This is a genomic window from Sphingobium bisphenolivorans (genome assembly GCF_000412635.1).
GTDB lineage: Bacteria > Pseudomonadota > Alphaproteobacteria > Sphingomonadales > Sphingomonadaceae > Sphingobium > Sphingobium bisphenolivorans.
Window position 1 is genome coordinate 71,805 of record NZ_ASTG01000020.1, and the last position, 22,169, is coordinate 93,973.

20 protein-coding genes are annotated in these 22,169 nt (G+C 63.7%); 6 read left to right on the forward strand and 14 right to left on the reverse strand.

Annotated features, from left to right (window positions below):
• Window positions 1-4: 4 nt before the first annotated feature.
• Genes mrdA through L858_RS0115075 form a run of 4 tightly spaced genes read right to left on the reverse strand, consistent with a single transcriptional unit; the run spans window position 5 to window position 4,568 of the window.
• A complete protein-coding gene (gene mrdA, locus L858_RS0115060; protein ID WP_022683988.1) occupies window positions 5-2,062 on the reverse strand; it encodes a penicillin-binding protein 2 in 2,058 nt (685 codons plus the stop codon).
• Complete coding sequence (gene mreD, locus L858_RS0115065; RefSeq protein ID WP_022683989.1) at window positions 2,059-2,586, reverse strand: rod shape-determining protein MreD; 528 nt, start codon at window positions 2,584-2,586, stop codon at window positions 2,059-2,061. Before mreD ends, mrdA begins: the two co-directional genes overlap by 4 nt.
• Window positions 2,583-3,509, reverse strand: coding sequence for a rod shape-determining protein MreC (gene mreC, locus L858_RS0115070; RefSeq protein WP_022683990.1), 927 nt, complete (start codon window positions 3,507-3,509; stop codon window positions 2,583-2,585). Before mreC ends, mreD begins: the two co-directional genes overlap by 4 nt.
• A gap of 12 nt (window positions 3,510-3,521) precedes the next feature.
• On the reverse strand, window positions 3,522-4,568 hold the full coding sequence (locus tag L858_RS0115075) for a rod shape-determining protein (protein WP_007685698.1): 1,047 nt from the start codon (window positions 4,566-4,568) through the stop codon (window positions 3,522-3,524).
• 149 nt (window positions 4,569-4,717) lie between these two features.
• On the opposite strand from L858_RS0115075, the gene mutL reads away from it, so the two are divergent.
• The gene (gene mutL, locus L858_RS0115080) at window positions 4,718-6,496 is read left to right on the forward strand and encodes a DNA mismatch repair endonuclease MutL (RefSeq protein ID WP_022683991.1); all 1,779 of its coding nucleotides are present in this window, start codon (window positions 4,718-4,720) and stop codon (window positions 6,494-6,496) included.
• Window positions 6,497-6,498: 2 nt separating this feature from the next.
• Window positions 6,499-7,023 (forward strand): hypothetical protein, encoded by a 525-nt coding sequence (locus L858_RS0115085; protein WP_028056184.1) that lies wholly within the window; start codon window positions 6,499-6,501, stop codon window positions 7,021-7,023.
• Between the two features lie 7 nt (window positions 7,024-7,030).
• Here the strand turns inward: L858_RS0115085 and L858_RS0115090 are convergent, their stop codons facing one another.
• The 3 genes from L858_RS0115090 to ychF form a co-directional block, all read right to left on the reverse strand.
• Complete coding sequence (locus tag L858_RS0115090; protein WP_022683993.1) at window positions 7,031-7,495, reverse strand: MaoC family dehydratase; 465 nt, start codon at window positions 7,493-7,495, stop codon at window positions 7,031-7,033.
• A 103-nt stretch (window positions 7,496-7,598) separates the two neighbouring features.
• Complete coding sequence (locus tag L858_RS0115095; RefSeq protein WP_022683994.1) at window positions 7,599-8,120, reverse strand: DNA-deoxyinosine glycosylase; 522 nt, start codon at window positions 8,118-8,120, stop codon at window positions 7,599-7,601.
• Window positions 8,121-8,126: 6 nt separating this feature from the next.
• Entirely contained in the window at window positions 8,127-9,227 is a 1,101-nt protein-coding gene (ychF, locus tag L858_RS0115100; protein WP_028056185.1) for a redox-regulated ATPase YchF, read from the reverse strand.
• A 139-nt stretch (window positions 9,228-9,366) separates the two neighbouring features.
• Here ychF and L858_RS20255 point away from each other — a divergent pair, with 139 nt between their 5' ends.
• A complete protein-coding gene (locus tag L858_RS20255; protein WP_037504813.1) occupies window positions 9,367-9,819 on the forward strand; it encodes a DUF983 domain-containing protein in 453 nt (150 codons plus the stop codon).
• Here the strand turns inward: L858_RS20255 and L858_RS0115110 are convergent.
• The 6 genes from L858_RS0115110 to L858_RS0115135 all read right to left on the reverse strand — a co-directional run bounded on the left by L858_RS0115110 (window position 9,816) and on the right by L858_RS0115135 (window position 15,572).
• Window positions 9,816-10,502 carry a DUF2490 domain-containing protein gene (locus tag L858_RS0115110; RefSeq protein ID WP_022683997.1) on the reverse strand — a complete coding sequence of 229 codons (687 nt, stop codon included), beginning with the start codon at window positions 10,500-10,502 and terminating at the stop codon, window positions 9,816-9,818. The two genes, L858_RS20255 and L858_RS0115110, sit on opposite strands and share 4 nt — an antisense overlap.
• Before the next feature lie 144 nt (window positions 10,503-10,646).
• Window positions 10,647-12,275 carry an alpha-D-glucose phosphate-specific phosphoglucomutase gene (locus L858_RS0115115; RefSeq protein ID WP_022683998.1) on the reverse strand — a complete coding sequence of 543 codons (1,629 nt, stop codon included), beginning with the start codon at window positions 12,273-12,275 and terminating at the stop codon, window positions 10,647-10,649.
• 119 nt (window positions 12,276-12,394) lie between these two features.
• Window positions 12,395-12,964: an aminoacyl-tRNA hydrolase gene (gene pth / locus L858_RS0115120; protein WP_022683999.1), complete on the reverse strand. Its 570-nt coding sequence runs from the start codon at window positions 12,962-12,964 to the stop codon at window positions 12,395-12,397.
• 86 nt (window positions 12,965-13,050) lie between these two features.
• Window positions 13,051-13,662, reverse strand: coding sequence for a 50S ribosomal protein L25/general stress protein Ctc (locus L858_RS0115125; RefSeq protein WP_022684000.1), 612 nt, complete (start codon window positions 13,660-13,662; stop codon window positions 13,051-13,053).
• A 109-nt stretch (window positions 13,663-13,771) separates the two neighbouring features.
• On the reverse strand, window positions 13,772-14,656 hold the full coding sequence (locus L858_RS0115130; RefSeq protein WP_022684001.1) for a TraB/GumN family protein: 885 nt from the start codon (window positions 14,654-14,656) through the stop codon (window positions 13,772-13,774).
• A gap of 1 nt (window position 14,657) precedes the next feature.
• A complete protein-coding gene (locus tag L858_RS0115135; protein ID WP_022684002.1) occupies window positions 14,658-15,572 on the reverse strand; it encodes a TraB/GumN family protein in 915 nt (304 codons plus the stop codon).
• Window positions 15,573-15,746: 174 nt separating this feature from the next.
• Between L858_RS0115135 and L858_RS0115140 the strand changes: the two genes are divergently transcribed.
• The 3 genes from L858_RS0115140 (at window position 15,747) to ppdK (ending at window position 21,470) form a co-directional block, all read left to right on the forward strand.
• On the forward strand, window positions 15,747-16,619 hold the full coding sequence (locus L858_RS0115140; RefSeq protein WP_028056186.1) for a glycine--tRNA ligase subunit alpha: 873 nt from the start codon (window positions 15,747-15,749) through the stop codon (window positions 16,617-16,619).
• A complete protein-coding gene (gene glyS, locus L858_RS0115145; protein WP_028056187.1) occupies window positions 16,619-18,622 on the forward strand; it encodes a glycine--tRNA ligase subunit beta in 2,004 nt (667 codons plus the stop codon). The genes L858_RS0115140 and glyS overlap by 1 nt, the downstream gene beginning before the upstream one ends.
• 145 nt (window positions 18,623-18,767) lie before the next feature.
• Complete coding sequence (gene ppdK, locus L858_RS0115150; protein WP_022684005.1) at window positions 18,768-21,470, forward strand: pyruvate, phosphate dikinase; 2,703 nt, start codon at window positions 18,768-18,770, stop codon at window positions 21,468-21,470.
• Window positions 21,471-21,505: 35 nt separating this feature from the next.
• On the opposite strand, the gene L858_RS0115155 is transcribed toward ppdK, so the two are convergent.
• Window positions 21,506-22,024, reverse strand: coding sequence for a hypothetical protein (locus L858_RS0115155; protein ID WP_022684006.1), 519 nt, complete (start codon window positions 22,022-22,024; stop codon window positions 21,506-21,508).
• Window positions 22,025-22,169 lie beyond the last annotated feature (145 nt).

Genomic DNA, 22,169 nt, shown 5'->3' on the forward strand with positions numbered 1-22,169 from the left:
CCGCTCAGTCCGCGCCGGCGCCGGGGGGAGGAGGCGCATCGTCCGCAGCGGCAGCCGCGCTGCTGTTGCTGCCTTCCGCCACATTGGCTGCACTTGTGGCGTTGGCGGCTTCCGGGGGCGGTGCCTCGCCTTTTTCGATTGCCTTGGCAGTACGGAATGTTGCCATCTGCCTAGCCTGCCGCTCCGTCGGCGTCCCGCCCCATGTCTTCTCCAGCGTTTCCAGCTTCTCCATGGCCTTGGCCTGATCGAACAGGTAGGACAGGGTATCGGCCGCGATCATCGGTGCGTCCTCATTGCGGTTGAGGTGTCCGCCATGTTCGATGATGCAGCCGATCGCGTAGCGCGGATTGTCGAACGGCGCGAAACCCTGGAACAGGGCATGGTCGCGCAGTTTGAACGGCAGCGAAGCGTTGCTCCGCACGCCACCGCCACGCTCCGCCATGGTGATGCGGCGAACCTGCGCCGTGCCGGTCTTGCCCGCCATCATGACGCCCGGCAGATTGATCCGCGCGGCACCGCCTGTACCGCCGCCATTGACGACCGCGCTCATCGCGTCGCGGATCGTCACCAGATGCTGTTCCTCGACACCGACTGGAGCGGGAGCGGGGCGTTTGGCGCCGAACAGGAAATTGGGCATCAGCTGCTTGCCCGTTGCCAGCCGCGCTGCCATCACCGCCATCTGCAAGGGATTGATGAGCATATAGCCCTGACCGATGGTCGCGTTGACCGTGTCATAGACCTGCCATTTCTGATTATATTTCTTCAGCTTCCATGCTGGATCAGGCACGGTGCCGTAGCTTTGGCTGGGAAAGGGCAGGGCGAATTTCTGCCCCATGCCGACCCTGTGCGCCATGCTCGCGATGCGGTCCATGCCGATCCGCTGCGCCATCTGGTAGAAATAGATGTCGCAACTTTGCGCGATGGCGCCGCGCATGTTGAGCGAACCATGGCCTCGCCGCTTGTGGCAGTGGAACAGCGTGTTCCCGACGCGGATCGCGCCGGCGCAGCTTACCGTGTCCATGGGCGAGATGCCCGCCTCCAGCAGCGCCAGCGCCACCATCGGCTTGACGGTCGATCCCGGCGGATAGAGACCTTGCAGGGTTTTGTTGCGCAGCGGGACATGATCGTCTTTCGACAGCATCTCCCACTCGACATGGCTGATGCCGTCGGAAAAGCTGTTGGGGTCGAAGCTTGGCATCGACGCCATCGCCAGCACATCGCCATTATGGCAGTCGATCACCACCACCGATCCGCTCTGCGTGGCAAGGCGGCGGCCGGCATATTCCTGCAATCCCGCGTCGATGGTGAGCTTGATAGGGTTGCCTGGCGTATCGGGTCGGGTCGTCAGTTCCCGCACGATCTTGCCGCGTGCCGTCACCTCGACCCGCTTGGCGCCGGGCTTCCCGGTCAACTCCCGGTCGAAGGATTTCTCAAGGCCATCCTTGCCCACCTTGAACCCCGGCGTGATCAGCAGCGGGTCCTTGCGTTCTTCATAATCCTTGGCCGACGCCGAGCCAACATAGCCGAGCAAATGGCCCACCGCCGCGCCCGCCGGATAGTTGCGCGAGAAGCCCTGGCTCGGTGCGACCCCCGGAAGGTCTGGCAGGCGGACGCTGACCGCCGCATATTGGTCGTAGGTCAGCTTCTCTGCCACTTGGACGGGGCGGAAACCCTGCGACTTTTCCAGTTCCTCCCTGATGCGCTGGATATCCTCATCCTTCAGGGCCAGCAGGTGAGCCAGGCTGCGGATCGTCCGGTCCGGATCGTTCATACGCTCGGGGATCAGGTCCACGCGGAAGTCGGTGCGGTTGTTCGCCAGCGGCCGCCCGTTGCGGTCGATGATCCAGCCGCGACGAGGGGGGATGAGCGTCAGATTGACGCGATTGCTTTCGGAGAGAAGATTATATTTCTCATTTTCCGCGATGCTGATCCAGCCCATCCGGCCGATCAGAAGCGCGCCGATGCCTGCCTGAAGGCCGCCGACCACCATCGCCCGGCGCGTGAAGGTGAAAGACAGGGCAGCTTCGTTGACAGTCTTCTTCTTGAACTTGGGCAGCTTCATGCCATCACGCGCCAGCGATCGACCCGGGCGCATTGCCGGACGACAAAGGGAAAGAGCAGGATCGTCCAGAGCATCTGCGGCACGACCAGTTTCAGCGTCACTCCTCCTCCGCCTGTGATCCGCGCAAACAGGACGCCGCCGGCGATGCAGAAGATAATCCCGACCGAGGCGATTAGCCAGTCCTGCCGGTAGCTGCGCCACACCATCCGGTGCTCGACCGCGTCGATGCCGATCAGCATGACCGTCCAAAGGAACATGGCCGATCCGATCGGCTGGCCGCTCATCAGGTCATCGAACAGCCCCAGCGGCAGGCCGATCCATGTTCGCCACAACTCCGGCCGCAGCAGCCGCCAGGACAGCAGCAGCAGCAGACCGAACGGCGGCATCACCGGCGACTGTGCGATCACCGGCAGCGCTGTCGTGGCGGACCCCAGCATCACCGTGATCACAGGGACTCCCGCCAGCCGCCAGCGCGAAGGATGCCGGCCGAGCCGCGGGACATGTTGGAGATGCGGGTCGATCATGGGCCAGGAGAACTGACCGCGGCATTCCCTGCCTCCGGGCCGATGACCCCGGCCTGGGCGCTGGGATCGGGCCGCGTCACCACTTCTTCGAACGACCGCTCGACCACTACGGCATCGACCTTCGACGGGTTGGCGAGCGGCACGCCATAGGCGATCTCTCCCGCCACGCGGACAACCACCGCGACGGGAATGTTCGGCTGATAGATGCCGCCGATCCCGGATGTTACAAGCAGATCGCCGGGCTTGAACGGGTTGCGTCCTGCGGCCAGCGCGCGGATCTCGACCGTGCCATCGCCAAGCCCTGTGGAGATGGCCGGCACGCTGTCATTGGCGCGGCGAACCGGCACGATATTGCTGGTGTCGGTCAGCAGCAGCACCTCCGCCGTGTTGGGCGTGGTGATGTGGATGCGCCCGATCAGCCCTTCGGGCGCACGCACCGGCATCCCCGGCCGAACGCCCTGCCAGCGCCCTGCGTTCAGCCGCGCAAGCCGTCGGGAACTGGAGGAGGAGGACGCGATCAGACGCGCCGTCAGCAGGTCGCTGCTATCCTCATCGACCAGCTTCAGTAGCTTTTTGAGGCGCGCATTTTCCTGCGCGACCGCTTTCGCCTCGATGATGCGGTTGCGATCGGCCTCCACCTGCCGGCGCAGCCCGACATTCTGCGATCCCGCGCGCCAGTAAGCCGCCAGCACCTCGTCAATGGAACTGACGCCGCTCACCATATTCTTCATCGTGACGGATGCCGGGCGCGTGACCTCTGCCGTTGCCACGCGGATGGCCGCGAAACCGGTGGGATCGAACATCGCGACACCGACCAGAAGCAGTCCGACAGCGGCGCCGGTCATCGCCACGACATAGCTGGCGAAGAGGCTATATTGCGCCTTCCGGTTGTGGCCGGGGCGTCGGCTGGGTGGCCGCGCCATGGTGTCGCCCCCTTAAGCGGTCTGGAGTACGCCCCGGAAGATCGGATCTTCCATCGCGCGGCCGGTGCCGATCGCGACGCAGGTCAGCGGATCTTCGGCGATGGTGACGGGCAGGCCGGTTTCGTCGCGCAGTTCATCGTCCAGCCCCTTGAGCAGCGCGCCGCCGCCGGTCAGCACGATGCCCTGATCGACTATGTCCGCCGCCAGTTCCGGCGCGGTGTTTTCCAGCGCGATGCGAACGCCCTCGACGATGGTGCTGATCGGTTCGGCCAGCGCATCGGCGATCTGGCCCTGATTGATCGAGATTTCCTTGGGTACCCCATTCACCAGATCGCGGCCTTTAATGTGGATCGTCTCGCCCACGCCGTCCTCGGGCGGCTGAGCCACGCCGAACTGCTTCTTGATCCGCTCGGCGGTCGCCTCACCAATGAGCAGATTGTGATGACGGCGCACGAAGGAGACGATCGCCTCGTCCATCTTGTCGCCGCCGACGCGGACCGAGGTGGTGTAGGCAAGGCCGCGCAGCGACAGCACCGCGACTTCGGTCGTGCCGCCGCCGATGTCGACCACCATCGACCCGATCGGTTCGGTCACCGGCATGTCGGCGCCGATCGCGGCGGCCATCGGCTCCTCGATCAGGAACACCTGGCTGGCACCCGCATTGCTGGCCGCATCGCGAATCGCGCGGCGCTCGACGCTGGTAGAACCCGATGGCACGCAGATCACGATTTCGGGGAAGCGCCAGGGACGCGACTTGCCGCCATGGACCTTGGTGATGAAGTGCTTGATCATCTGCTCCGCGACGTCGATGTCCGCGATCACGCCATCTCGCAGTGGCCGGATCGCCTCGATCGAATCGGGGGTCTTGCCCATCATCAGCTTAGCGTCGTCGCCGACTGCCTTCACCCGCTTCACGCCGTTCAGCGTCTCGACCGCCACCACGGAGGGCTCATTCAGCACGATGCCGCGTCCGCGCACATAGACCACGGTATTTGCCGTGCCGAGGTCGATGGCCATGTCCTGGGAGGAGAGTTTGAAAAGTCGCGAGAAGATCGACATGCCTGTTCCTGTTCAGCCCGCACGCCCCGGCGAAGCGAACCGGGACAGACGGAAAGTTCGCCCCACGTTTCACCCGCCCCCCTTCGGTACCCAAATTTCTTGAGGCTTGTGTCTCGCGGAAAGCGATCGCTTGGGCTAGTCACTAATCAATGTCAATACGCCGTCTGCCCGAACATCTGGTCAATCGCATCGCTGCGGGCGAAGTGGTCGAAAGACCCGCCAGCGCGCTCAAGGAAATCGTTGAAAACGCACTGGATGCTTGCTCCAATCGCATTTCGATCCGCATTTCCAACGGCGGCCTCGACCGCATCGAGGTGAGCGACGACGGCTGCGGCATGGATTCAGAAGAGATCGCGCTGGCGCTGGAGCGCCATGCAACGTCGAAGCTGCCCGACGACGCTATAGAAAAGGTCGCGACCCTGGGTTTTCGCGGCGAGGCGCTTCCTTCCATCGCCAGTGTCGCGCGGCTGTCGATCGACAGCCGCCCCGCCGGCAACGATGGCTGGAATCGTACGATCGACAATGGCGCGCTCGTCTCCGAGGGCCCTGCGGCGCTCCCGCCCGGCACGCGGGTGACGGTCGAGCAGTTGTTTGCCCGCGTGCCTGCGCGGCGCAAATTCCTCCGCTCGCCCAAGGCGGAATATGCCGCCTGCCTGGACGTGATCCGCCGCCTGGCGATGGCGCATCCCTCCGTCGCCTTCAGCCTGGAGCATGATGGCCGCCGTGTGCTGTCAGTGCAGGCTGGCGAGGCGCGGGAGGACCGGGTCGCGGCCCTCACCGACCGGGCGCTCGCCGAAAATCACGTGATCGTCGCGCTGGAGCGGGAGGGGGTGCGCCTGTCAGGCGTCGCCTCGCTGCCGACCTATAATCGCGGCGTTGGCGACCATCAGTTCCTATTCGTGAATGGCCGGCCGGTGCGCGACCGGCTGCTCGTCGGCGCGGTGCGCGGCGCCTATGCTGACATGCTCGCGCGCGATCGGCATCCGGTCGTCGCGCTGTTCCTGGACGTGCCGCCGCTGGAAGTGGACGTCAACGTCCACCCAGCCAAGACCGAAGTACGCTTCCGTGACCCGACCCTCATTCGCGGGATGATTGTCTCAGGCCTGCGCCGCGCTTTGGACACCGAAGGTTTCCGCGCGGTCCAGCACGCCGATCCGGCCGGCCTTTCCGCCTGGAAGCCCGAGCCGATCTCGCCCACGCCGATCAGCCCGATGCCGATCTTCGAGGCGGTGGGTGCATCCGCGCCGATGCCCAGCTATTCGGTCGCTGACCGCCGCTCCGGATTCATCGCGCCGCCACCGCAGGCGCGTGCGGAACCGGCGGCCGCTCCCGCTCCCGAAGGCAATAGCTTTCCGCTCGGCGTCGCACGCGGGCAGGTCGCGCGCACCTACATAGTGGCCGAGGCGGAGGACGGGTTGGTCATCGTCGACCAGCATGCCGCGCATGAGCGCCTCACCCTTGAGCGGATGCGCCGGGCGATGGACGGGCAGGGTGTCGCTGCGCAGGCGCTGCTGCTTCCCGAAGTCGTCGAACTGGACGAGCCCGCGTGCGACCGGCTGGAGTCGCGTATCGAGGAACTGAGGGACTTCGGCCTGGAACTGGAGCGTTTCGGGCCTGCCGCCATGCTCGTGCGCGCGACACCGGCGATGCTTGGGCAGGGTGATGTGCAGGCGCTGGTGTCCGACCTCGCCGACGATCTGGCGGCCTATGACAGCGCTTTGTCGCTCAAGGAGAGACTCGATCTGGTCGCTGCGACCATGGCGTGCCACGGCTCTGTCCGCGCCGGTCGTATATTGAGTGTAGCCGAGATGAACGCGCTGCTGCGCGAGATGGAAGTGACCCCCCGCAGCGGCCAGTGCAACCATGGGCGACCAACCTGGGTGAAGCTGGGCCATGGCGACATAGAGAAGCTGTTTGGAAGGAAATGAGGGTGAAGCATGCTCTGTTGCTTCTCGCGCTGAGTGCCTTTCCCGCGCAGGCAGCGGCTCCGTGCAAGGACGCGCCGCCGCTGGCCGAACCATGGACGAGTTGGCGCCAGAGCGGGAACTCCACAGCCGGGCGCTTGCCCGATGCCGCTCCGCGACTAACGCTGGGAAAACCGGTGACGGTCACGTTGCCCCCGGCCACGCAGGTCCAGTTCCCTGTTCCGCCGGCGAAGAATGGTAGCAAAAGCTATGCCGGCCTCTTTACGCTGGCGCTGAAGTCGCCCGCGCGCGTGGGCATCGCCTTATCAAAGAGTGGGTGGGTGGATGCCGTTTCGGGCAAGCAAGCACTTTCGCCGGTCAACCATGGGCATGGGCCTCAATGCTCGGGCATCCGCAAGATCGTCTGGTTCGACATGGCCGCAGGATTGACCACGATCCAGATCGCTGATGCAGCCTCGTCCACCCTTCGCATCATGGCGGCGGACGCTTCTGCCAATCAGCCGCGACCCAGGATCGACAAGCTGCCCTAATAGGCGCTCAGACGGGCCGAGTGCGCACCATCGCGATCGGGTTCATGGTGAAAACAGGCTCATCATTCTGATTGAACAGCGTGACGCGAGTCTTGATGATACCCATTTCCGGACGGCTTCTCGACGCTTTCTTTTCCACCGTTTCGGACGTCCCTCGCAGCGTGTCACCGGGACGCACCGGTCGAAGCCAGCGCAATTCGTCGATACCGAGCGCGCCGAGGCTGGCAGCCTGTATGCCCGGATTTTGTTGCCAATTGGCAACCATCATCTTCATGCAGAGCGCGGCAGTGTGCCAGCCACTGGCGGAAAGGCTGCCAAAATGAGTCTGCGCCGCAGCTTTATCAGACAGGTGGAATGGCTGGGGATCGAACTCTGCGGCAAAGCGGACGACATCTTCCCGGCTGACGTTGTGCGGCCCAAAGGAGTGCGTTTCGCCGATCTGGATGTCTTCGAAATATACGATGTCGCTCATCACACCCTCGCGTCGCTCTGGGCACGACGGTTATGCAGCACCCGCTGCCTGGTCAAGTTCCGCTTGACCGGGATGTAAGATGAGTGGCCCGGCTACTGCCGGCTTAGGCACCGATAAAGGGGATCAGCGCCATCCAAGCCTGCTGCTTGGCATCGCGCGACATGCTGGCGAAGGCGCCGCTCGAAGAAGGCAGGTCGATCAGGGTCAATCCCTGCCGCGCGCCGATCTGCCGCTGCCCATGCAGCGCCGCCGTCTTGCCGTTGAACGCGATAGCCTCCAGCTTGGGCAGTCGATCCACAAAGGCCGAAAGATCGCGCAGTTCAGCGCTGCGGATCGCGCTGTCCAGACTGCCCGGCCGCTCTGCGCTTTCGATGACGTCCCACAGCCCGACGCCGCGTGCCCGCAGCCGCTTCAGCCGCATCGCATAGGGCTCGTCGCGCAATTCCTCCCCCATGACATCGCCCAGGAGGGTCCAGAAGGCATTGCCGCGATGGGCATAATATTCGCCCTGTCGGATCGAAGCGTCGCCCGGCAGGCTGCCCAGGATCAGCAGCCGCGTCCCTTCATCGACGCTGGGAGGAAAGGCTGCCTTGCGACGAGCAGGCATCTGGCCCGGCCGCAGCATGCTCGATCAGACGTTGAAACGGAACAGCATGATGTCGCCATCCTGCGTCACATAATCCTTGCCTTCGGACCGCCACTTGCCCGCTTCCTTGGCTCCCGCCTCGCCATTGAACTGCACATAGTCGCCATAGGCCATCGTCTCGGCGCGGATGAACCCTTTTTCGAAGTCGGAATGGATCGCGCCGGCGGCCTGGGGCGCCTTCGATCCCTTCGCCACAGTCCAGGCGCGCGCTTCCTTCGGGCCGACGGTGAAAAAGGTGATGAGGCCGAGCAGTTCGTAGCCCGCCCGGATGATCCGGGCGAGGCCGGCTTCCTCCAGTCCCAGCGCTTCCAGATATTCCGCGCGTTCCCCGACCGGCATGGTGATGAGTTCAGCCTCGATCGCAGCCGAAACGATCACCGCCTTGGCGCCTTCCGCCGCCGCCTTCTCGAACACGCGCGCCGAATGGGCGTTGCCCGCCGCCGCGCTGTCCTCCTCGACATTGCAGACATAGAGAACGGGCTTGGCGGTCAGCAGCTGTGCCTGGGCGAAGAGGCGCGCTTCCTCGTCATCCTTCGGCTGCGTCAGCCGCGCGGGCTTGCCGTCGCGCAGCAGATCCAGTGTCTGACCCAGAACGGATGCGGCTGCCTTCGCCTCCTTGTCCCCCTGTGCCGCTTTCTTCGCGAAGTTGGGGACGCGCTTCTCCAGGCTTTCCAGGTCCGCGAGCATCAGTTCCGTCTCGACCGTCTCCGCATCGGCGATGGGGTCGACCTTGCCCTCGACATGGGTGATGTCGTCATCCTCGAAGCAGCGCAGCACATGAACGATGGCGTCGACCTCGCGAATATTGGCGAGGAACTGGTTGCCGAGCCCTTCGCCCTTCGATGCGCCACGCACCAGCCCCGCTATGTCCACAAAGGCCAGCTGCGTTTCGATGATCTTGGCCGATCCGCCGATCTTCGCGATGGTCTGGAGCCGCTCATCGGGGACGGCGACCTGGCCCACATTGGGTTCGATCGTGCAGAAGGGATAGTTCGCCGCCTGCGCCGCCTGCGTTTCGGTCAGCGCGTTGAACAGGGTGGATTTCCCGACGTTGGGAAGGCCGACGATACCGCAACGAAAACCCATTTTACTGCCTTCAAATCTGGATGATTGGCCGCGCCGATAGCCGTTTACTCCGGCAAAGGCCAGCGGGTAGGACAAAAGGCGCAATTGAAAAAGATGCGCCAGACCCGACATGGGACCCGGGCTTGAGGAGGCCCCGATCATGCAGCAGCCAAGGCAAACCATCACAGACGAAAGCGGCAGACAGTGGCCCCGCCGCCCGGCGCATGAGACGGGACCGTTCGGCCGCTGCCCGCGCTGCGGGGAAGGGCATATCTTTACCGGCTTCCTTACCGTGCGCGATCATTGCGAGGTGTGCAGCCTGGACTATAGCTTCGCCGACCCGGCCGATGGCCCTGCGGTCTTCGTCCAGCTTTTCGCCTGCGTGCCCGGCGTCGTCTTCATCGTCATGCTGGAAATTCTTGCCCGGCCGGGGCTGTGGGTCCATTTGGCGGTCGGCGTGCCCGTGCTGATCCTCACCACCATCCTGCCGTTGCGCCCGATCAAAGGCTGGCTGGTTGCCGCCCAGTATACGAACAAGGCGCAGGAAGCGGGGACCGCCGATCTGTGGGCGAAGCTGCACGGGACGGAAAAGGACAAGCGGCCCGGGGCTTAATGCCGGAAAAACAGCGTGATCGAGGCGATATGGTTCACGCGTTGGTTGCCAGCCGGCTGATTGATCAGCTGGTTCATATAGCCCACCTCCGCCGTCGATCCGCCGCCGAGCCCCAGTTCCGCGCCGAGAAAGCTGCGTAACTGATCGAAGCCTGCGCGCGCGCCCCAATCCGTATCGTTGAGCGCGACGAACCCCTCAGCGTAGACAAGGGCATTCACTTGGTCGCTGGCAGACGCCAGCGGCTTTTCGTACCGCAGCATTTCGCGCAGCCGCCAGCCCATGTCCTCGCCATCCGACCGCCAGCGCTGTTCCAGTCGTGTGCGCGATGACAGTTCGCCGCCCCATGGCTTGCCGATGGTCCAGTTGACCTGCTGGAAGCTCCGTTCTTCGTTCCGATCCCTCCCGCCCTCGACCGGCAGCACGACATGCGCATAGCCCTGATAGACGGAGAGCTTGGGCGATAATTTCCAGCCTACCGCGCCCCTCAGCAATAGCTGGTCGAGGCGCGACATGCCGTCCGCGGCGCGCGGCTGCACTTCCGCGAAATAAATGAGCTTGCCCGTCAGCGAGCCGATGGCGGTCAGGTTGACCCAGAGTTGCTCATCTTCACTGGTGCGGGCGGTGGCGATTTCGGCGGGTATGATGGCGGCGCAGAGAGCAAGGGCACGAACAAGACGGCGCATTAAGAACCTCGAGCAAACAAGAGGCTGTTTGTCCCTGACAGGCTCCCGCTTTCGCAGGAGCGCGTGCAGTTGCCCCTTAGCGGAGGCGTCTATCGCCCCCTCGTTGCTCGTTGATGTCCCGAAGGTAAGTCTTGGCAACCCGTTTCAGGTGATGACGCTGGGTCTGTCCATTCCCGTATAGCCGGAAATATCCGCCACTTCCTGCGCCGCCTGCACCAGCGGGGCAAGCGCGCTGCCGGTTTCCTGTGCCAGGTCGCCCTCCGGCCCGACATAGCGCTCGATATAGACGCGCAACGTTGCCCCTTCGGTCCCCGTGCCGGACAGGCGGAACACGACACGCGATCCATCTTCGAACAATATCCGGACGCCCTGGTTGCGGCTGGCCGACTGGTCGGTCGGGTCGGTATAGGCGAAGTCGTCCGCGCTGCTGACGGTGCCGCCGCTGTTTGTCGTGCCTGGCAGAGCCTCCAGCTTGCCGCGCAATGCCGCCATCAGCGCGTCGGCCTTATCCTTGGCGATCGCCTCATAGTCATGGCGGGCATAATAATTTCGGCCGTAAGTCGCCCAATGCTCCTCCATGATCTGGGCGACGCTCTGCCGCCGCGCCGCGAGAATGTTGAGCCATAGCAGCACCGCCCAGATGCCATCCTTCTCGCGCACATGATCGGACCCGGTGCCGGCGCTTTCCTCCCCGCAGATCGTCGCCATGCCGGCGTCGAGCAGATTGCCGAAGAATTTCCATCCGGTCGGCGTCTCGAACAGGGGAATGCCGAGCTTCTCCGCTACCCGGTCCGCCGCGCCGCTGGTCGGCATCGAGCGCGCGATACCCTTTAGCCCACTGGCGTAGCCGGGCGCGAGATGCGCGTTGGCTGCAAGGACCGCCAATGAATCCGAGGGCGTCACATAGCAGTGCCGGCCGATGATGAGGTTCCGGTCGCCGTCACCATCAGACGCGGCGCCGAAATCCGGCGCGTCCGCCGCCATCATGCGGTCATAAAGCTCCTTGGCATGGACCAGATTGGGATCGGGATGATGATGGCCGAAGTCGGGCAGGGGGATGGCGTTGCGGACGGTGCCCGAAGGCGCGCCCAGCCGCTTCTCGAAGATTTCGACCGCATAGGGACCGGTCACTGCGCTCATGGCATCGAAAGACAAGGTGAAGCCTTGATCGATCATCGCGCGGATCGCGCCGAAGTCGAACAGCGCCTCCATCAACTCCGCATAGGCTGTGACGGGATCGACCACCTCCACTGACATGTCGCCCAGCTTGGCGCTGCCCAGCGTATCGATGTCCACGTCGGCGGCGTCCAATATGCGATAGCTGTCGATCACCAGCGTCCGCGCGTGGATCGCGTCCGTTACCTTCTCCGGCGCGGGACCACCGTTCGAGACATTATATTTGATGCCGAAATCCTCGTCCGGCCCGCCCGGATTGTGGCTGGCCGACAGTACCAGGCCCCCGAAAGCTCCCGATGATCGGATCAGGTGCGAAGCGGCGGGCGTGGAAAGGATACCGCCCTTGCCAACCAGCACCCGGCCAAAGCCGTTTGCCGCGGCGATCTTCAGCACGATCTGGATGACTTCCCGGTTGAGGTAACGCCCGTCGCCGCCGACGACCAGCGTCCGGCCCTCGAAACCATCGAGACTGTCGAACACCGACTGGACGAAATTCTCCGCATAATGGGGCTGCTGGAAGATGCGGACCTTCTTGCGCAGCCCGGACGTGCCGGGCTTCTGGTCGTTGAAAGGCTTCGTCGCGACGGTCTTGATCACCCGTATCCCCTTGGGAAAGTGGAAGGCAGGTGCTCTCTATGGCCCGGTAATGCGACGCTCTGCAATTACCCAGGATCATTTCGCCGCGAGGGCAGGGCGGCAGGACGCGCGTGCACCCTTCAGTCGGCCAGCCGGACAGCCACCTCGTTCATGAAGCGCGCATCATCGCCCTTCGCCAGCCATTCCGCCTCAGCGCCGATCGCGCCCAGCATGTCGGACAGCGCGTCCATCTCGCTCTTGTGATAATTGCCCAGCACATAGCCATGCACCCGGTCCTTGTGCCCCGGATGCCCGATGCCGATCCGCACCCTGCGGAAATCGGCGCCGATATGGGCATCGGTGGAACGCAGCCCGTTATGTCCCGCGTTGCCGCCTCCGCGCTTCACCTTCACCTTCATCGGCGCGAGGTCGAGTTCGTCGTGGAAGACGGTCACATCTTCCGGCACCAGCTTGTAGAAGCGCATCGCCTCGCCGACCGACCGGCCGCTCTCATTCATGAAGGTCGCGGGCTTGATCAGGATGATCTTCTCAGGGCCGATGCGCCCTTCCTGCACCCAGCCCTGAAATTGCTTCTTCGGTGGCGAGAATCGATGCATGTCCGCGATGACATCCGCCGCCATGAAGCCGACATTATGCCGGTTCATCGCATATTGGGTTCCGGGATTGCCCAGGCCCACCCAAATCTGCATCCCTTATCTCCAAAACAACAAAGCCCCGTTCGCCCTGAGCTTGTCGAGGGGCGAACGGGGCTTGGTCAGTCACAACGATTGGAGGCTTAGGCGCCTTCAGCCGGCGTTTCATTGTCGCCCTCTGCGCTCTTCAGAGCCGACGGAGCAACGATGGTGGCGACGGTGAAGTCGGTTTCGTCAGCAGCCTTGGCGCCGTTGGGCAGCTTTACGGCGTTGATGTGAATCGATTCGCCGACGTCCAGGCCGGTCAGGTCGACCACGACGTCGTCGGGGATCTCCGCCGCGTCGACGATCAGTTCGACTTCATGCGCGACGATGTTGAGCACGCCGCCCTTCTTGATGCCCGGCGAAGCGTCTTCGTTCTCGAAACGCACCGGCACGTTGACGTGGACCGTGGCATGTTCGGAAACGCGCAGGAAATCGGCGTGCAGCGGCCGGTCGCTGACGGGGTGGAAAGCCACATCCTTGGGGAGGGTGCGAACCTTCTTGCCGCCGACTTCGACGAAGACGACCGAATTGAAGAAGTGGCCGGTGCCGAGCAGCTTGTTGAGGAGCTTTTCCTCTACGTGGATCGACTGCGGTTCTTCATTGTTACCATAGATGACGGCGGGTACGCGGCCCTCACGGCGGAGAGCGCGGGAGGCTCCCTTGCCTGCCCGATCGCGTGCCTCTGCCGACAGCGTAAGCTGCTCGCTCATTGCGTGTCTCCAAAAGCAAATTGATGTAAGCGCCCGCCACGCCTCCAGGGATGACCATGTCGGGACGCGCGCCCAATAGCAGAAAGGTCCGGGAAAGCAAGGGTGCGCGCTATTGTATGCGCGTGACTTTCAAGCCTCTTGCCGTCAGCAGGTCGATCAGGTTGCCGCGCCCGGTCAGATGCCCCGTACCCACGGCTATCAAGGGCCGCCCCTTGGCCCGCGCTATCTCTGCTGCCCAATCCCGGTTCCGCGCGTTCAGCACGGCTTCCTCAACATCGCGGTCGGGCTGCTCGCCCCTCTGGTCCTCGCGGGCGATCGCCTCGACATCCCCCTTGAGCCAGGCGGCAAGGACACGGCCGTAAAGCGCCCTCATCTCCCGTGCCTCATGCACTGTCTGCGTCAGCAAGCGGCGCTGCGCAGCTTCGGGCAGGGTATCGAAAGCGCCGAATTGCCGCGCAACCGTCTCCACCCCGCTGACTGGTTTACCGGCCTTCCGGAATGCAGCGATCAGCGCAGGTTCGACGCCATCATCCCTGCTGACGTCCAGCGCCTGTTGGCTTGCCGCCGAGAGCAGCATCGCCGCCGCCCAGCTTTCATAGCCCGAAAGGGCCTCCGTGCTGGTCCCTGCCTCGTGCGCAATCCGCTCCAGCGCATACTGGTCACCGACAGGAACCCGCGCCTGCAGTGGCGGAAGGCCGGCGCTGCGCCCCATCTTTTCGAACAGCGCCCGCGTCCGGCCTTCGTCCTGTATCTCGGCGGACTCCAGCTCCAGACGATCGGCCTGGTTCATCGCATCGCGAATAGCGCCCGTCTGCCATTCGACTCCATGGGGCAGCACATGGATCGTCCCGAACAGCCAGCCGTCCAGTCCTTCGCCCCTCACTCGCCATAGCGCAGGCCCGCCATCGGGCGGCGGGGCAGGGGGCCTGTCACCGCAGGCGCTCAGCGCCGCTAAAGCCAGCAGCGCCAGCCATCGCCACGCCGAATGCATCATCTTATTGGCGTACTCGCGCCGATTTGATGCCAAGCCTGCGGAGTTGATCCTGCACGCTGCCCTTGCCCGCCAGATGCCCAGCGCCGACCGCAATGAAGACGGTTCCCGGCCGCACGAGGCGGGACATGATCCACTTGGCCCAATTGGCATTCCGCTGGATCAGCAGCACCTGCGCCAGTTCTGGCGTCGCCTCCAGGGACTCGTTCATTTCTGCGGCCAGCTTGTCCGGCTCGCCACCCTGCCAGTATTGGATCAGCCGCCCGAATTCCGCCTCCATTTCAGGAAGACCCTCGACCGTCGTGGTCAGGAAGCTGATCTGCTGCTTCATCGGCAGGCCAGCGAAATATCCCAGCTGCTGTTCGACCGTCTCCAATCCGATCACCGGCTTGCCCGCTGCCTTCGCGGAACGGGCCAGCACCTTCTCCGCACCCAGTTCAGCCTGGTAGCCCAGCTTCTCCAATGGCTGCACCGATAGAGCCATGCCGGCCATCCAGGGATTGAACATCTCGAATGTCTGCCAGGGCAACCCGTTCGCGGTCATCGCTGCCTGGTAAGCCGCCCGGTCTTTTTCATTCAGCCGGTCGGAAAGCTTGATGCCATCGCGCGCTATCGCCTTGCCCGCCATCGCCCCTGCAACAAGGTGAGGATCGTCGGGCTCCACAATTTCCAGAACCAGTTCGTCCGATCGGTCGAAGGCCGACTTGATGTCGCCCTTGAGCCAGTCAACGCCCGGCTTCATCACATGGACCGTGCCGAACAGATAAATGGTGGTGTCCTTGTCCCTCACCGTCCACAGCGCGGGCGCGGCGGAGGCAGCCTGAGCGGCGGGCGCTCGCGCATCGGCAGGGCGCTCCTGCCCGCAGGCGCTCAGCAGGAGAAGGCCAACGGCGAGCCAGCGGAAGGACGGCCATTTCATAAGCGCTGCGGTTCCCCTCATGCAGTTCACTCATCCATGCGGGCGCCCCTGCGCAAGAGCAAGTGGATTTACCCTTCCTCCTGCCTCTTTCCCTTGACCCTGCGCCCGCCCTGCGCCAAGGCGCGCCGCAATCACACCGTCATATTGAACGCCGTGTTTTTCTGGGGACCATCCGTGGCGACAAGCGAAGCGCTCTCCTTCCAGGATCTGATCCTGACCCTCCATGCCTATTGGGGCAGGCAGGGCTGCGTCATTTTGCAACCCTATGACATGGAAGTGGGTGCGGGGACCTTTCACCCGGCAACGACGTTGCGCAGCCTTGGGCCGAATGCCTGGAACGCGGCCTATGTGCAGCCGAGCCGCCGGCCGACGGATGGCCGCTATGGCGAAAACCCGAACCGGCTTCAGCATTATTACCAGTATCAGGTGATCATGAAGCCTTCGCCGGCCAACCTCCAGGATCTCTATTTGGGGTCGCTGGCGGAGATCGGTATCGATCCGTTGGTGCATGACATCCGCTTTGTCGAGGACGACTGGGAAAGCCCCACGCTGGGGGCCTGGGGCCTCGGCTGGGAAGTCTGGTGCGACGGGATGGAGGTCACCCAGTTCACCTATTTCCAGCAGATGGGCGGCTTCGACTGTAAACCGGTCGCGGGAGAACTCACCTACGGGCTTGAGCGCCTGGCTATGTATATTCAGGGCGTCGACAGCGTCTATGACCTCAAGTTCAACGATGCCGGCGTCACCTATGGCGACGTGTTCCTGGAAAATGAGCGGCAGATGTCGAAGTGGAATTTCGAGGTCGCAGACACGGAAAAGCTGTTTCGTTGGTTCAAGGACGCGGAAGCCGAGTGCAAGGCTTCGCTGGAAGCCGGGGTTCCCCTCGCCGCCTATGACCAGGCGATCAAGGCGAGCCACGTGTTCAATCTGCTACAGGCACGCGGCGTCATCTCCGTGCAGGAACGCGCCAGCTATATCGGCCGCGTCCGCGACCTGGCCAAGGGCGCGTGCGAGAAGTGGATGGAAGTGAACGGGTGGGCGGCGTGATGACTGATTTCCTCCTGGAACTGCGCTGCGAAGAAATCCCGGCCCGGATGCAGCTGAAGGCGTCCGAAGACCTCGCGCGTCTCTTCACCGATGAACTGGCGAAGACCGGTCTGAAGCCGGGGAGCGTGGAGAGCTTCGTCACGCCGCGCCGGCTTGCGCTCGTCGCCCAGGGCTTGCCGTTCGAAACCGCCGCTGTCAGCGAGGAATTCAAGGGACCGCGGACCTCTGCGCCTCCGCAGGCGCTGGAGGGTTTCCTGCGCAAGACCGGACTGACACAGGACCAACTGGAGGACCGCGACGGTGTCTGGTTCGCCGTCGTAAACAAGCCTGGTCGCGCGACTGCCGAAGTATTGGCCGATGCCGTCCCTGCGATAGTCCGCGCCTTCCCCTGGCCCAAGTCGATGCGTTGGGGGACGGCCTCGCAGACGACAGAGAGCCTGCGCTGGGTCCGCCCGCTTCAGGGCATCGTAGCGATCCTGGGCGAAGAGCTGGTCGACATCGAGATCGAGGGCATCCGCTCCGGCTACGCCACGCTCGGCCATCGCTTCCATCATCCCGGCGAGATTACCATCGGCGGCGCGCACGACTATGTGGAAAAGCTGCGCGCCTGCCATGTGATCGCCAGCCATCAGGAGCGGCAGTCTATCATCGAGGCGAAGGCCGCTGAAGCTGCTGCCGCCCGGGGGTATAGCGTCATCGAGGACAAGGGACTGGTTGCCGAGAATGCCGGCCTGACCGAATGGCCGGTGCCGCTGCTGGGCGACTTTGACCCTGCCTTCCTTGAGGTTCCGCCTGAAGTTATCCAGCTGACGCTGCGCATCAACCAGAAATATTTCGTGCTGAGGGATGGCGCGGGCGGGCTTGCTCCTGCGTTCATCTGCACTGCCAATATCGACGCGAAGGACGGCGGCGAGGCGATTATCGCCGGCAACCGCAAGGTGCTCGCCGCACGCCTGTCGGACGCCCGCTTCTTCTGGGAGCAGGACCGCAAGACGAAGCTGGAAGACCATGCGAAGAAGCTGGAGCGCATCACCTTCCATGAAAAACTCGGCACAGTGGCCGACAAGGTGGAGCGCGTCGCGAAGCTTGCGCGCTGGCTGGTGGAATCGGGGATTGTTCACGGCGCGGATGCCGACCTAGCCGGACAAGCCGCGCGCCTCGCCAAGGCTGATCTTGTCACCGAGATGGTGGGCGAGTTCCCTGAACTTCAAGGGGTTATGGGCGGCTATTATGCTCGCGCCGAGGGCCTGCCCGACCCCGTCGCGGACGCCATCCGCGACCATTACAAGCCGGTTGGGCAGGGCGACGACGTTCCTACCATACCTCTAACTGTCGCGGTCGCGTTGGCGGATAAGCTGGATACGGTTCGCTCTTTCTTCGGTATCGGTGAAAAGCCAACGGGTTCGCGTGATCCTTTCGCGCTCCGCAGAGCCGCGCTCGGTGTGATCCAGATCGTGACAGCGAACAACCTCCGCTTTCCAGTGGCGGAGGGTGATCTCCTCGACTTCTTTGCCGACCGCCTCAAGGTCCAGCAGAAGGAAGCCGGCGTCCGCCACGATCTGATCGACGCAGTGTTCGCGCTGGGTGGCGAGGATGATCTCGTCCGCCTGCTTGCACGCGTGAAGGCGCTGCAATCCTTCATCGCCACGGACGACGGCAGCAATCTCCTTGCCGGTTACAAGCGCGCCGCCAACATCCTCAAAAAGGAAGGTGTCGCAGCCGCGGAGAAGGTCGAACTCACCTATGCGCCCGAGCAGGCCGAGGCCGACTTGATCGCCGCGCTGGATGCGGCAGAGCCCCGCGCGACCGCAGCCGTCACTGCGGAGGACTTCGAAGCCGCGATGGCCGCACTTGCAACATTACGCGCTCCGATTGACGCCTTTTTCGAAAGCGTCACCGTAAATGACACCGACCCGGCCAAGCGGTCCGCTCGGCTTGGGCTCCTCGCCAGGGTTCGGGACGCGGTTCAAGCTGTCGCCGACTTCTCAAAAATCACGGGCTAAGCACTAGAGATACCTGCACAAGCGGGAAAATGAGTGAAGCTGGAGAGCAATTATCGTAAAAGCGGGTGCGTTTGTCGCCCGCCTGTTGTTTAAGTTTTGTTGCATCGCACAAATACACGGCAATCAGTGCAGGAGAGCCGCGAGTATGTTGACAATGGAAGAGGCCAGCATGAGCACGACCGCCACCCGTTATGTCTATCGTTTCGGCGGCAGCGTCGATGACGGCGGCAAGGGCGACAAGAATCTCCTCGGCGGCAAGGGTGCCAATCTGGATGGCATGGCCGCCATCGGCCTGCCCGTTCCTCCGGGCTTCACCATCACGACCGAGATGTGCACGCGCTATTATCAGGATGGCGGTGTCTTTCCGGAAAGCCTGAAGGCGCAAGTTGCCAACGGGATCGCCCATATCGAGGGCGTGACGGGCAAGAAGTTCGGCGACAAGTCCGATCCGCTGCTGGTGTCCGTCCGCTCGGGCGCGCGCATTTCGATGCCCGGCATGATGGATACCGTTCTCAATCTCGGCCTCAACGACGAGACGGTCCTCGGCCTGGCCGCAGCCTCGGGCGACGAGCGTTTCGCCTGGGACAGCTATCGCCGCTTTATCCAGATGTATTCGGACGTGGTGCTGGAACTGGACCATGGCGCGTTCGAGGAAGCGCTGGAGGTGGCCAAGGAAGATCAGGGCTACACCCTCGATACGGAAATGACCGCTGAGGATTGGAAGGCGTTGGTTTCCGAATACAAGGCTTTGGTTTCAAAGCTCTGGAACAAGCCCTTCCCGCAGGATGTCAACGATCAGCTGTGGGGCGCGATCAGTGCGGTGTTCGGTTCGTGGCAGGCCGACCGCGCGAAAGTGTATCGCCGCCTCAACTCGATCCCGCATGACTGGGGCACTGCAGTCAACGTGCAGGCGATGGTGTTCGGCAATATGGGCGATACTTCGGCTACGGGCGTTGCCTTCACCCGTGACCCCGCGACCGGCGAGAATGCCTATTATGGCGAATATCTGATCAACGCCCAAGGCGAGGACGTGGTGGCGGGCATCCGCACGCCGCAATATCTCACCAAACAGGCGCGTGAGCGGGCAGGGGCAAAGCCGCTGTCGATGGAGGAGGCGATGCCGGAAACCTATGCCGAACTGGCGCGGGTGTTCCAGATCCTCGAAACCCATTACCGCGACATGCAGGATATCGAGTTCACGGTGCAGCAGGGCAAGCTCTGGATGCTCCAGACCCGCTCGGGCAAGCGCACCGCCAAGGCCGCGCTCAAGATCGCGGTCGATATGGCGACCGAGGGCCTGATCAGCGAGGAAGAAGCCGTCGCCCGTGTCGACCCCGCCGCGCTCGACCAGCTTCTGCACCCGACGCTCGATCCCAAGGCGCCGCGCGACGTGCTGACCAAGGGCTTGCCTGCCTCGCCGGGCGCGGCTTCCGGCGCGATCGTGTTCGATGCCGACACCGCCGAGCGCCGCAACGAGTTGGGCGACTCCGTTATCCTCGTCCGCGTCGAAACTTCGCCGGAAGACATTCACGGCATGCACGCGGCCAAGGGTATCCTGACCGCGCGCGGTGGCATGACCAGCCACGCGGCCGTGGTGGCGCGCGGCATGGGCCGCCCCTGCGTCTCCGGCGCGGGCAGCCTGTCAATCGACAATGCGAACAAGACGCTGCGCATTGGTGATCGCATACTGAAGGAAGGTGACATCCTCACCATCGACGGCGCCACCGGCGAGGTCATGGCAGGCGAAGTCCCGACTGTGCAGCCGGAGTTGGCAGGCGACTTCGGCACGCTGATGGGCTGGGCCGACAAGGTCCGTCGCCTCAAGGTTCGCGCCAATGCCGAAACCCCGCTCGACTGCCAGACCGCGCGCGATTTCGGTGCCGAGGGCGTGGGCCTCTGCCGCACCGAGCATATGTTCTTCGACGCGGCGCGCATCACCGCCGTGCGCGAAATGATCCTGGCCGATAGTGAGAAGGGCCGCCGCACCGCGCTCGACAAACTGCTGCCGGAGCAGCGCGACGATTTCGCGCAGATCTTCCTGGTGATGGCGGGCCTGCCCGTCACCATCCGTCTGCTCGACCCACCGCTGCACGAATTCCTGCCGCATGGCGAAGCGGAGTTCGAGGAAGTCGCGAAGGCTGCGGGCGTCGGCGTGGACGCGCTCAAGCGCCGCGCCGCTGAACTGCATGAGTTCAACCCGATGCTCGGCCATCGTGGCTGCCGTCTCGGCGTCACTTATCCTGAGATCTATGAAATGCAGGCTCGGGCGATCTTTGAAGCAGCGCTGATCGTCAAGCAGCGCAGCGGCGAGGCGCCGATCCCGGAAATCATGATCCCGCTCGTCGCTACGAAGAAGGAACTGGAGCTCATGAAGGCGATCGTCGATCGCGTCGCGAGCGAGGTTTTCGAAGAGCAAGGCGCATCGGTCGAATATCTGGTCGGCACCATGATCGAGCTGCCGCGCGCTGCGCTGAAGGCAGGCGAGATCGCCGAGGTGGGCGAGTTCTTCTCCTTCGGTACCAACGACCTGACGCAGACCACTATCGGCATCAGCCGCGACGACGCCGGGCGGTTCCTGACGCAATATGTCGACAAGGGCATTTTCGCCCGCGACCCGTTCGTCAGCATCGATGTGGAGGGCGTCGGACAACTCATCGAATTGGCCGCTGAGCGGGGCCGTGCGACCCGCAGTGGCATCAAGCTCGGCATCTGCGGCGAGCATGGTGGTGATCCCGCCTCGATCGCTTTCTGCGAGCAGACCGGCCTCGATTATGTGTCGGCATCGCCCTATCGCGTGCCGATCGCCCGGCTGGCCGCGGCTCAGGCAGCGCTGGCGAAGCGGAAGTAAAAAGGGGAGGGCGGGGTTGTCCCGCCCTTTTTCAATCAGGCAGGAGACGGGCGGTCATAGAGCCGCCTATGCTCATCATCCTTGCGATCGTTGAGCAGCGCTGCCTGTTCGCGCCATTGTTCGTCGGCGATCACGCCTGGCTTCAGCCCCAATTTCGCCTCCAACGAGGCTTCTTCCTCGCGGCTGAGGCCTGCAAGCTGCGCATAGCTGTGGTAACCGGCCTCATGGAGGTGCGCCTCCTCTTGTGAGGTGATGCCCCGGATCCGACTAAGATCGTCCCTCGGGTGACCGGCACCTGCCAGGCCCGCGACCGTTCCGGGTCCGGTGCGGTGTGCTTGCCGCTCGAGTTCGACCAGCCGCTCGCTCGCCGTATTGAGCCGGGCCTCACGATCCTTCAACCGTGCGTCGCGCTCTTGCACCGCCTGCTGGTGAGCCATCTGCTCATCACGCCATAGCCGCTTATATTTCCCACGCCCGCTCAGCATCAGGCCAAGCACGAGGCCGATCAGCAATGCGACGCCAAGCAGTACGATGTTGTTCAAGGTAAGGGTCATGTTGGGGGGATCCTTTCCGACGGTGAAACGATCGGATCAGGATGAAGGTTGCGCTGAAGGAGCGGGCTACTCGCCGCTTTCAAAAAAGTGCAAAAAGGGGCTTGCCCAATCTTCTGCCGGCTTCTATCTGCGCCACTCCACGCAC